Origin of the sequence: Kitasatospora sp. NA04385 (assembly GCF_013364235.1) — a bacterium.
Lineage (GTDB): Bacteria > Actinomycetota > Actinomycetes > Streptomycetales > Streptomycetaceae > Kitasatospora.
The window spans coordinates 7,808,211-7,819,235 of sequence record NZ_CP054919.1 but is presented as its reverse complement, the minus strand read 5'-3'; the positions used below and the strand labels follow the sequence as shown (position 1 = coordinate 7,819,235).

The window sequence follows — 11,025 nt, the reverse complement described above, 5'->3', positions numbered from 1 at the left end:
GCAGCCACGGTCGACCGGCCCGAAAACGGGGTGACCGACGGACGGCCACCCCGATGCGACCAGGGGGTTTTCCGTTCAAGAGTCGAATTGACCTCCGTTCACGAGGACGGCCGTCACAGAACGCGTGGCGAGCTGCGACCATCCTTTTGGGAGAGCGCTCTCCCTATTCTCCCGAGCGGGGCCGCCGAAGCGGCTCGGGGAAGTGGCCTAGGGTGGGCGCAGTTCGCGCCGCTCGCCCGGAGGGTCCCTTGCTCCAGCTCCGCCTGATCGTTCCGGCCGACCTGCGCGAGGAGGTGGTGGCGCGGCTCGACGCCTGCGTGGGGGTCGCCCACGTCGCGCTGCTGCCGGGTGCGGCGGTGCGGCCCGCCGGGGACGTGGTGCTGTGCGACGTGGCGCGCGAGGCGGTGGACGAACTCCTGGGCGAGTTCGAGGCGTTGGGCCTGCCCGAGCGCGGGGCGATCAGCATGGACGAGACCGGGCTGACCCTCTCGGCGGTGGCCGACGCGGCGGAGGAGGCCGCCCCGGGCGAGGGCGTGGACGCGCTGGTGTGGGAGGAGGTGGCGGAGGTCGTCCACGACGAGTCGACGCTCAGCGGGGTCTTCCTCGCCCTGCTGACGGTCGCGACCATGCTGGCGGCCTGCGGCGCCGTCCTGGACAGCGCGATCCTGGTCGTCGGCGCGATGGCGGTGGGCCCCGAGTTCGGGCCGCTGGCCGGGCTGTGCGTCGCGCTCGTCCAGCGGCGGCTCCGGCCGGCGCTGCGCTCGCTGCTGGCGCTGGCGGTCGGCTTCACCCTGGCGATGGCGCTCACCGCGGGCTTCTCGCTGCTGATGGACGCGCTGGGTCTGTTCAGCGACGCGGAGTTCGCGTCGGCCCGCCCCAACACCTCGTTCATCTGGCAGCCGGACGCGATGTCCTTCGTGGTCGCCTTCCTGGCGGGCGTCGCGGGTCTGCTCTCGCTCACCTCGGCCAAGGCCTCCGCCCTGGTCGGGGTGGCGATCTCGGTCACCACCGTCCCCGCCGCCGCGAACGCCGCCGTCGCGGTCGCCTACGGCGAGTACGCCCAGGGCTGGGGCTCGGCCGGCCAACTCGCCCTCAACCTGTCGGGGATCGTGCTGGCCGGCGTCCTCACCCTGCTGGTCCAGCAGGGCGCCTGGCGGCTGGCGCGCCGCGGACGCTGAACCGCGCGCCACCGGAGGAGCCGGGGGCGCGGTGCGCGGCGGGTGCGCGGCGGATTCTCAGAGGATTCCGAGCTTGGCGGGCGGGCTGACCCGGCGTCAGAATTGTCGGCGCTCCATCAAGCCGGACGGCGCCCCCTCCGTCGCCGGAAGCTCCCCGCATCCGTTCGAGGTTCCGTCCCCCACGAGGAGTCGTCATGTCCGAAGAGCTCTCCCGGCTCGCCGAGCGCGCCCGTCCCACCGTGCTCGGCCTGGCCCGCATCGCGGTGTCGTTGCTGTTCGCCTGCCACGGGGCGGCCGCCCTGTTCGGCGTTCTGGGCGGTGCCCACGGCAAGGCGCCGCAGGTCGGCGAGTGGCCGGGCTGGTGGGCGGCGCTGATCCAACTGGTGGGCGGCGTCCTGGTGCTGGTCGGGCTGGCGGTCCGCCCGGCGGCGCTGGTGTGCTCGGGGTCGATGGCGTACGCGTACTTCAGCGTCCACCAGGAGCACGCGCTGTGGCCGATCCAGAACGGGGGCGAGCCGGCCGCCATGTTCTGCTGGGCGTTCCTGCTGATCGCCGCCGCCGGGCCGGGCGGGCTCGCCCTGGGCGGCCTGCTGCGCCGACCGCGGCAGGTGGCACGGCCCTCGGTCGCCTGACCGCCGGACTGAACTGACCGCCGGACTGAACTGACCGCCGAGCTGACCGCCGCGCAGGCGCAGCGTGACGGGTTCCTGGTGGTCCTGGTCGAGGGCGACCGTCACGTTCGGTTCGGCCGTGGGCCCGAACCCGGTCCAGCGCAGGGTCCACGGGCCGGGCATCCGTCGGCCGGAGGGTCGTGGTCCACGGTCCGCCTCCTGTGGTGCGGTTCCGGGCTCCGCCGTACGCCGCGCCGGACGGCCGGAGCGGACCGCTCGGCCCGGACGTCCCGACGGGGGCCGTCGCCCGGAAGCCGCCGTCCGATGGGGCCGGTCGGCCCCGCTCCCGTCCCCGGCAGGCCCATGACCGGCGCCCGGCCCGCGACGAGGCTGGAGGTGGGGCGTCCGCGATCGACACGAGGATGTGAGAGCGATGCTGGCACTGACCTACCACGGGCCCGGCCGCCGCACCTGGGGCGAGGTCCCGTTCCCGGTGCTCCGGGACCAGGAGGACGCGATCGTCCGGGTGGACGCCGTCACGATCTGCGGCACCGACCTGCACATCCTGAAGGGCGACGTCCCCGAGGTCGCCGAGGGCCGGGTGCTGGGCCACGAGGCCGTCGGCACGGTGGTCGAGACCGGCAGCGCGGTGCGCACCGTGACGACCGGCGACCGGGTCCTGGTGTCGTGCATCTCGGCCTGCGGCCGCTGCGCGTACTGCCGGCGCGGCATGTACGGGCAGTGCACGGGCGGCGGCGGGTGGGTCCTCGGGCACCTGGTCGACGGCACCCAGGCCGAGTACGTGCGGACCCCGTTCGCCGACAACTCGCTGCACCGGCTGCCGGACGGCGTCGCGGACGAGACCGCGCTGGTGTTCGCCGACATCCTGCCCACCGCCTTCGAGGTCGGCGTGCGCAACGGCCGGGTGGGCCCCGGCGACACCGTCGCGGTGGTCGGCGCCGGGCCGATCGGCCTGGCCGCGATCATCACCGCCCGGCTGTACGGGCCGCGCCGGATCATCGCCGTCGACCTGGCCGCGAACCGGCTGGAGGCCGCCGAACGGGCCGGGGCCGACGAGGTGCTGCGCGGCGGCGGCGACGCCGACGGCCCGGTGCGCGTGCTGGGCCCGGACGGGCTCGGCGTGGACGTGGCGATCGAGGCGGTCGGCGTCCCCGACACCTTCGAGCTCTGCACCCGGGTGGTGCGGCCCGGCGGCCGGGTGGCCAACGTCGGCGTGCACGGCAGGCCCGCCGTGCTGCACCTGGAAGACCTGTGGATCAAGGACGTCACCATCACCACGGGCCTGGTCGACACCAGCAGCACCCCGCTGCTGCTCGACCTGCTCGCCGCGAAGCGGCTCGACGTGGACGGGCTGGTCACCCACCGGTTCGGCCTCGGCGAGATGCAGGAGGCGTACGACGTGTTCGCCGGCGCCGCCGACACCGGGGCGCTCAAGGTCGCCCTGTTCCGGACCTGACCCCGGGAGGTGGGCCCCGTGCTCGTGCAGCCACAGACCGATCCGAAGACCGCGGACGCGATCGCCCGCCGGATCGCCGACCGCCGGGCCGTGCTCGGCCTCGGCCCCGACGCGCTGGCCCGCGCGGCCGGCATGTCGCGCCCGTACCTGGAGTTCCTCGTCTCGGCCGGGCCCCGCTTCGATCCCAACGGCTTCCTGCGGATCGCCGCCGCCCTCGGCCTGACCTACCGCGAACTCGTCGACGGCCGCCCCGACCGACCGCCGGGGCAGGGCTCCCCCGCGCCCCGGCCGGCGCTGGTCCGCCTCACCGAGCAGGAGTGCTGGGAGGAGGTCGACGCCCGGGGCGTCGGCCGGATCGCCCTGCCCGGCGATCCGGAACCCGCCGTCTTCCCGGTGAACTACACCGTCGACCGCGGCACCGTCGTCTACCGCACCCACGAGCACGGAGCCGCCGCCACCGCTCCCGGCACCGCGGTGTCCTTCGAGGTCGACCGGATCGACGACCACCGCCGCAGCGGTTGGAGCGTCCTGATCACCGGCACCGCCGAATGGATCGAGGACCACGAGACGCTCCAGCGGCTGATGCGCGACCTCGCCGTCCAGCCCTGGGCCGGCGGGCCCCGCAGCCGCTGGATCCGGATCAGGCCCACGCACGTCAGCGGACGCCGGATCACCAGCACGCCGATCGGGGACGCGGACTGAACCGGCACCGGCCGGGCGGCGGGACGACGGCGGTCAGTCGTGCGGGACGACGGCGACGGGGGCGGCGCAGTGGTGGATCGCCGCGTGGGCGACCGCGCCCAGGCGGGGGCCGAGGCGGTGCGCCCGGCGGCCGACCACGACCAGGTCCGCGTCGGCCGAGGCGGCGACCAGCGCGTGCCCGGCGCCCCCGGTCCTGGTCTCGGCGACCGCTTCGACGCCGGGGTGCGCCGAGCGGACGGGGACGAGCGCCTTGACCAGTTCGTCCCTGAGCTCGGCGCCCCGGAGTTCGACGTCCTCCTGCGGCGGCACCCAGCCCGCCGCGGTCCAGAACGGGACCGCCTCCCAACCGTGCACCGCCCGTACCCGGGCACCCCGTCGCTCGGCCTCGGCGAACGCGAACTCCAGGACCGCCGGGGCGGACTCGCCCGCCACGCCGACGACGACCTCGGGGCGGCGGCCGCCGTCGGCGGGGGCGGCGGGCGCGCCGTCGCGGACCAGGACCACCGGGACGGCGCTGCGGGCGGCGACGGCCAGGCCGACGGAGCCCACCAGCAGGCCGGCGAAGCCGCCGAGGCCGCGCGAGCCCAGCACCACGAGCCGGTGGTCGGTGGCGCGGGCGAGCAGCGCGTCGGCGGGGTCGTCGGCCACCGCCTCGGTGACCACGTCCAGCCCGGGGTGGACCTGGCGCAGCCGCTCGGCGAGCTCGTCCAGTTCCGGCAGGGCGCTGTGGCGGGGTGCGACCGCGGCGGGCCGGTCGGCCCGGGCCGTGCCGAGCCAGGGCCAGGCGTGGACGACGCGCAGCGGCACGCCCCGCAGGGCCGCCTCGGCGGCGGCCCAGCCGACCGCGGCCTCCGAGCGCGCCGATCCGTCGAACCCGGTGACGATGGCGTGGGCCATGACCGTTCCCTCCCGTCCGGCGGTGACCCGGTGTCCCGCCCCACTGCCATGCTGCGGCTCCGAACGACCACCCCGGCAGGGCCCGTTGGTCCCCCGCCCCGGCCCGGGAGTCCCGCCCCGGCGGCCGACCGTCCCAGGCCGGGCAACCGGCCGGGCGAGCGGCGCTACCCGGAGATCCAGCCGTAGCACAGCCCGGTGCCGACCGACTCGTCCTCACCACCTTGCCCCAGAAGCCCTCCTGCCGGGCACGGCGCTCCGCCGACCACCCGTCGCAGTGGGACCCGACCACGGGTCAGTACCTGTACCTGCGGTACCGGCAGGGCGAGGGGACTGTCGAGCAGCATCCGAGCGAGGGCGTCACCCCCTGGGACGACGAGGTCCGCACCACACCGCCGATCGCCCCGAATTCCTGACAACGATGCTCACGCCCCCGGCCGCGACTACGCGATCACCGCGATGCACTCCGTGGCCGACGACGCCTGGTACCTGGGACCGGACCTCGTCCGGGAGTTAACGGGCCGTAGTGGCTGCGGTCGTCCCGCTCGACCGGGGCGACCTGACGCTCTCGCAGGAGGTCGCAGCACGGTCGGAGCTGGTGGTAGCAGGTGGGGGCGCCGTCGCGGACTCGCTGTCGGTGGCCGCGGACGACCGCCGCGACGACCCGCTCCGACAAAACCTCGACGGTTGACCTCCCGACCCACGTCGATGGGCGGGGGCCTCCGGTGCGCCGGGCGGGAGGGAACCGGGGTCGGCACCCGGCGTCAAGTCCGCCACCGGCCGAACGAGTTGGGTCCGCCGGGCGGGCCGGAGCCGCCCAGCCTCCTCGCGCGCCCGCGGCCTCCTCCGGCCGAATCCGAGCCAGCCGAATCCGAGCCGGGCGAATCCGAGCCGGGCGAATCCGAGCCGGGCGGGAACGGGCGTCAGGGCGGCGGCGGTCCGGCCGGTGCGAGGAGGGTGTGCAGGGGGCGGTTGTGGCGGCGCAGCCAGGCCCGGTAGGCGGGGTTGGCGCCGGCCAGGTCGAGGTAGGCGTGGCAGAGGTCGGCCCAGAGGCCGTCGAGTGCCGGGCCGCCGACGGTGTCGGGGCGCCAGGTGAGCAGCAGCCGGACGGCGAGCGGGTCGCCGTGGACGGGGCGCAGGACGGTGCCGGGGCCGGGCGGCGAGGTGGGCTGGCAGGGGCGGACGGCTTCGCCGGAGGCGACGAGTTCGGCGGCGGTGGCGTTGTCCCGGACCTGGATGACGCGCGGGTCGAGCCCGGCCTCGGCGAAGACCCGGCGCAGCGCGGCGTACTCGTGGTCGGCGGTCGGGTCGACCATCCAGGTGTCGCGGGCGAGGTCGGCGAGGCTGACGACCGGTCGGCCGGCCGCGGGGTGGGTCGCGGCGAGGGCGACGAACTGGGGTTCGCGGGCGACCAGTACCCGCTGTTCGGTGCCGGCCGGAACGTGCAGCGGGAAGCCCTCGCTCTCGTGGACGAAGGCGGTGTCGAGCTGTTCGGCGGCGACCAGGTGCAGCAGGGCGATCGCCGAGATGTCGATGTGGATGGTGGTGTCGGTCTCCGGGAGCCGGTCGTGGACGCGGCGCAGCCAGGCGGCCACCGCGCGGCTGCCGACGCTGCCGATCCGCAGCCGGCGGCCGGGCCCGGCGGCCTCGGCGCGGGCGGCGGCGACGAGGGCGTCCATCTCGGTGATCACCGGCCGGGCGCGGGAGAGCACCCAGTGGCCGAGGGCGGTGGGGCGGCTGCCGGTGCGTTCGCGGGTGAACAGCCGTCCGCCGATGGTCCGTTCGATGCGGTGCAGCTGGGTGGTGAGCGAGGGCTGGGCCAGGCCGAGCCGACGGGCGGCCTTCCGGACGCTGCCGGTGTCCGCGATGGCGCACAGCACCCGCAGGTGTCGGACGTCGAGCTCCATCACGGGAGCATAACCAGGCACCCCCGATCTGCCAAGAGCATGTCAAGAAAGGCTCACGGTCCGTCAAACCGGATCGTCAACCCGCCTGCTGCGCCCGGGTACCGGACTATCGGACCGGGCTATCGCCGGTTGCCATCTCCGCGCCCCGCCCGCCCTGCCCCAAGCTCGGTGCAACACCTCGTCACCGCGTCCCGGACTGCCTCCCCACGGCTCCGGGACCCGCGAAATGGAGTCCCCACATGAACCGCTCCATGACCGTGCTCGCCGCCGCCCTCGGGCTGGTCCTCGCGGCCGGCACCGCCGCCGTGCCCGCCGCGGCCACCACCGCCCCCGCCGCCACCACCCGGGGCTACACCCCGTCCGCGGGCATCGCCGCCAACTCCGCCGAGGACGCCGGCAACAAGGCGTTCTACGAGGCCGTGATGAAGTCGGCCCGGGCCAAGCAGGCCGCCAACCCCTACCTGCTGACCGTGGCCGTCACCTACGACGCCAGCCAAGCCCCGTCCTTCCGGACCACCATCTCGCAGAGCGCGCAGATCTGGAACTCCTCGGTGAGCAACGTCCAGCTCCGCTCCGGCACCAACGCCGACTTCCGCTACTACGAGGGCAACGACTCCCGCGGCTCCTACGCCTCCACCGACGGCCACGGCCGCGGCTACATCTTCCTCGACTACGCGCAGAACCGGCAGTACAGCTCGCTGCGCGTCATCGCGCACGAGACCGGCCACGTGCTCGGCCTGCCCGACCACTACTCCGGCCCGTGCAGCGAGCTGATGTCCGGCGGCGGGCCCGGCACCTCGTGCACCAACCCGTACCCGAACACCACCGAGCGGAGCCGGGTCAACAGCCTCTGGGCATACGGCCTCGCCGCCGTCGGCTGACCCGCCCGTCCCCGGGACGGCTGACCCTCGCCCGGCTCGGAACGCCCCCGGGCCGGGCCGCCGTCCGGCCACCGCGCCGCGCTTCCCCCGCCGTCCGCCCCCGGTGGCGGGGGAAGCGCGGCGTGGCGCGCTCACCGGGCACCGGGCGCCGGGCACCGGGGCCGGTGTTCAGCGTGCGGTGCCCTGGTACGCGGTGGAGGCGAAGAGGTCGAGGCCGAGGGCGCCGGAGAGGTGGTGGGTGACGCGCTGGCCGCGGACGCTGTTGCCCGCGGCGTCCAGTCGGGGGGAGAACACCGCGATGGAGCCCTTGCCCGGGGCGACGGTGACGATGCCGCCGGAGACGCCGCTCTTGCCGGGCATCCCGACCTCGTAGAGCCAGTCGCCGCTGCGCTCGTACAGGCCGGCGGTGGCCAGGGCGGCGAGGGTGTCGCGGCAGACCCCGGCGCCGACCACCCGCTCGCCGGTGACCGGGTTGACGCCGCCGTTGGCCAGGGTCGCGCCCATCACCGCGAGGTCGCGGACGCAGACCGCCAACGAGCACTGGCGGGTGTAGAGGTCGGTGGTGGCGACCGGGTCGCGGGCGAGGGCGCCGTAACTGTCCAGCAGGCGGGCGATCGACTCGTTGCGCTGGTTGGTGGCCGCCTCCGAGGCGTACACCCGTCCGTCCAGGGCGAGTTCCCGGCCGGCGAAGCGGGAGAGGCCGTCGCGGACGAACTCCCAGCACTCCTCGGGCGAGCCGCCCGGGACGAGCGCCGTGGTGGCGAGGGCCCCGGCGTTGACCATCGGGTTCATCGGGCTGCCGTGGTTGAGCTCGACGGCCAGCACCGAGTTGAACGGTAGGCCGGTGCTGTTGACGCCGACCCGCCGGCGGACGGTGTGGTGGCCGAGCTCCTGGTCGACCAGGGCGAACACGAACGCCTTCGAGACCGACTGGATCGAGAACAGGTGCTCCGCGTCGCCCACCGCGTGGACGCTGCCGCCCACGTGGGCGAGGGCGATGCCGAACAGCTCCGGGTCGGCCTCGGCCAGCACGGGGATGTAGTCGGCCACCCGTCCCCCGCGGTCGTCCTGGAAGCGCCGGTGCACCCGCGCCAGGGTCGACCGCACGGCCTCCTCCGGGGGGAGCCGCCCGGTGGAGACGGCCTGCTGGGCCGTCCGGGCGTCGACGATGTCCCCGGAGTCGTGGATCACGCTCTCCAACCGGTGCCTCCCGCTGCCGCCCCCGGCTGCCCGGGGCCCTCGTGTGCTTCGTGTGGCTCGCGGACTCATCCTGCCCTCGCCGCCCGGCCCCCGCCCGGGGGCGCAGGACGGAGGCGCAGGACGGAGGCGCAGGACGGAGGAGGCGGGCGCGCGTCCCGCCGTCGGACCGCGGACGGAACCGGGAGCACCGGCCGGAGCAGGTGGACGTGGGTGGGGCCGCCGCCTGTCCGGTGTCGCCGTACGAGCTCTCGTCGACCACCACGGCGCGCCCCGCCCGTTCACCGCTCCCGGTTCAGCGGTTCGTCGGCGCCGGGCCCGGCGGGGACGGTGGCCACGGGGCAGGGCGCTCCGCGGATCAGGCCGTGCGGAACGGAGCCGAGCCGCAGGCCGGTGAGACCGCCCCGGCCGTGGCGTCCGACCACGACGGCCAGCGCGTGGGCGGAGATCCGGGTGAGTTCCTCGACCGGGTCGCCCGGGACGACCTCGTGGGTGAGGTCGAGGTCGGGTTCGTCGGCGGCGCAGCCCGCGGTGGACTCGAACAGCCGCCGCCGGACCTCGGCCTCGTCCTCCAGCGGCTCGAACGGCCGCACGGGGGTGCGCCGGACCCACACGGCGCGCAGGGCGGCGCCCCGGCGGGCGGCCAGGTCGGCGGCGAAGCGCACCGCGGGCCCGCAGGCCGGGGAGCCGTCGACACCGGCCACCACGTAGGGCGGCTGCACGGTGGTGTGTTCGGGCTCGCGCACGACGGCCACCGGGCAGTGCGCCTGGGCGCTGACCGGCACGGTCACCGAGTAGCGGCTCAGCACCTCCGCCAGCCGGCCCAGCCGCCGGGTGCCGAGCACCACCAGCGCGGCCCCGGCGGACTCCGCGCACAGCAGCGGGGCGGGGCTGCCGTCGCGCAGGGCCGACTGCGGGTGCAGCCCGGGGTGGCGTTCGCCCACCATGCCCTCGGCCTTCTCCAGCGCGGCCGCCCCGGCCGCGCGCAGGGACTGCAGGTACCCGGCGCCGTCGCCGCGCCGGTCCCGGGGCTCGTCGGGGACGGCGTGCACCAGGCGCAGCGGCAGTCCGCGCCGTTCGGCCTCGTCCGCGGCCCAGCCGACCACCACGGGGCTGACCTGGCGGGCGTCGACGCCCAGCACGATCGGGCGGGGTCCGGTGAGCGGGGTCATGGCGCCTCCACCGCTGCGGCGGCCGTTGTCCGGTGACGGCCGGATCACCTCCCACGGTAGGGGTGCGCGCCGCAACGGGCGAGGGCCGACCGGCCCCGGCGGGACGGGACACCGGGCCCCACCGGCGCCGGCTCGGGCGGCGGCCCGGGCGTCGGCCCGGACGTCGGAGCGGGGTCCGGGGTGCGCACCGCCGCCGTTCCGGTGCCGTGCCGGACGGCCGGGTGGCGGGCAGAATCGGAGGGGACCGGATCCGACGTCCCCCGGGAGTCCGCATGGCCGAGACCGAGTCCGGCGAGGCCGGACCGCCCGTGACGGTGTTCCTGCTCGACGACCACGAGGTGGTCCGGCGCGGGGTGAAGGACCTGCTGGAGGCGGAGCCCGGCATCGAGGTGGTCGGCGAGGCGGACAGCTGCGCGCAGGCCCTGGCCCGCGTCCCCGCCCTGCGCCCCCGGGTCGCGCTGCTGGACGTGCGGCTGCCGGACGGCGACGGCGTGACGGTCTGCCGGGAGCTGCGGGACCGCCTGCCGGAGCTGGCCTGCCTGATGCTGACCTCCTTCGACGATGACGACGCCCTGCTGGACGCGATCATGGCCGGGGCCGCCGGGTACGTGCTCAAGCAGGTCAAGGGCGCCGACCTGGTCACCGCGGTGCGCACGGTGGCCGCCGGGCAGTCGATGCTCGACCCGGCCACCACCCGCAAGCTGATGGAGAGCCTGCGCGGGCACGAGGAGAACGACGCGGAGGCGGCGCTGGCCCGGCTGACCCCGCGCGAGCGGGAGATCCTCGCGCTGATCGGCGAGGGGAAGACCAACCGCGAGATCGGGCACGAGCTGTACCTCTCGGAGAAGACCGTCAAGAACCACATCTCCCGGATGCTCGGCAAGCTCGGCGTGGAACGCCGGCTCCAGGCGGCGGTGCTGGCCGCGCACGCCGAGGACGAGCACCGCGCGGCCCGGCCGCACTGAACCCGACCGGACGGCCGGAGGGGGCCACTCGGCCCAAGCCC

The 11,025-nt window shown here is 75.8% G+C and carries 11 protein-coding genes; 7 read left to right on the top strand and 4 right to left on the bottom strand.

The annotated features are described in order from the left end of the window. The first annotated feature begins 248 nt into the window (after positions 1–248). The 4 genes from HUT16_RS34585 to HUT16_RS34570 all read left to right on the top strand — a co-directional run bounded on the left by HUT16_RS34585 (position 249) and on the right by HUT16_RS34570 (position 3,968). Positions 249–1,178 carry a DUF389 domain-containing protein gene (locus HUT16_RS34585; RefSeq protein WP_176191948.1) on the top strand — a complete coding sequence of 310 codons (930 nt, stop codon included), beginning with the start codon at positions 249–251 and terminating at the stop codon, positions 1,176–1,178. Between the two features lie 194 nt (positions 1,179–1,372). Next, positions 1,373–1,810 carry a DoxX family protein gene (locus tag HUT16_RS34580; protein WP_176191947.1) on the top strand — a complete coding sequence of 146 codons (438 nt, stop codon included), beginning with the start codon at positions 1,373–1,375 and terminating at the stop codon, positions 1,808–1,810. A gap of 412 nt (positions 1,811–2,222) precedes the next feature. Then, entirely contained in the window at positions 2,223–3,266 is a 1,044-nt protein-coding gene (locus HUT16_RS34575; protein ID WP_176191946.1) for a zinc-dependent alcohol dehydrogenase family protein, read from the top strand. An 18-nt stretch (positions 3,267–3,284) separates the two neighbouring features. Beyond that, a complete protein-coding gene (locus HUT16_RS34570) occupies positions 3,285–3,968 on the top strand; it encodes a pyridoxamine 5'-phosphate oxidase family protein (RefSeq protein ID WP_176191945.1) in 684 nt (227 codons plus the stop codon). 33 nt (positions 3,969–4,001) lie between these two features. Here the strand turns inward: HUT16_RS34570 and HUT16_RS34565 are convergent, their stop codons facing one another. Next, on the bottom strand, positions 4,002–4,865 hold the full coding sequence (locus HUT16_RS34565) for a universal stress protein (protein ID WP_176191944.1): 864 nt from the start codon (positions 4,863–4,865) through the stop codon (positions 4,002–4,004). A gap of 221 nt (positions 4,866–5,086) precedes the next feature. On the opposite strand from HUT16_RS34565, the gene HUT16_RS34560 reads away from it, so the two are divergent. Then, positions 5,087–5,278, top strand: coding sequence for a hypothetical protein (locus HUT16_RS34560; protein WP_176184186.1), 192 nt, complete (start codon positions 5,087–5,089; stop codon positions 5,276–5,278). A gap of 507 nt (positions 5,279–5,785) precedes the next feature. Here HUT16_RS34560 and HUT16_RS34555 read toward each other — a convergent pair. After that, positions 5,786–6,769, bottom strand: coding sequence for a LysR family transcriptional regulator (locus tag HUT16_RS34555; RefSeq protein WP_176191943.1), 984 nt, complete (start codon positions 6,767–6,769; stop codon positions 5,786–5,788). Between the two features lie 239 nt (positions 6,770–7,008). Here HUT16_RS34555 and snpA point away from each other — a divergent pair, with 239 nt between their 5' ends. After that, the gene (snpA, locus tag HUT16_RS34550; protein WP_176191942.1) at positions 7,009–7,650 is read left to right on the top strand and encodes a snapalysin; all 642 of its coding nucleotides are present in this window, start codon (positions 7,009–7,011) and stop codon (positions 7,648–7,650) included. 168 nt (positions 7,651–7,818) lie between these two features. Here snpA and glsA read toward each other — a convergent pair whose 3' ends face one another. Both glsA and HUT16_RS34540 read right to left on the bottom strand, forming a co-directional pair. Beyond that, positions 7,819–8,841: a glutaminase A gene (glsA, locus tag HUT16_RS34545; RefSeq protein WP_254898417.1), complete on the bottom strand. Its 1,023-nt coding sequence runs from the start codon at positions 8,839–8,841 to the stop codon at positions 7,819–7,821. A 287-nt stretch (positions 8,842–9,128) separates the two neighbouring features. After that, a complete protein-coding gene (locus tag HUT16_RS34540; protein ID WP_176191940.1) occupies positions 9,129–10,019 on the bottom strand; it encodes a universal stress protein in 891 nt (296 codons plus the stop codon). 272 nt (positions 10,020–10,291) lie between these two features. Between HUT16_RS34540 and HUT16_RS34535 the strand changes: the two genes are divergently transcribed. Further along, complete coding sequence (locus tag HUT16_RS34535; RefSeq protein ID WP_176191939.1) at positions 10,292–10,984, top strand: response regulator transcription factor; 693 nt, start codon at positions 10,292–10,294, stop codon at positions 10,982–10,984. The last annotated feature ends 41 nt before the right edge of the window (positions 10,985–11,025 follow it).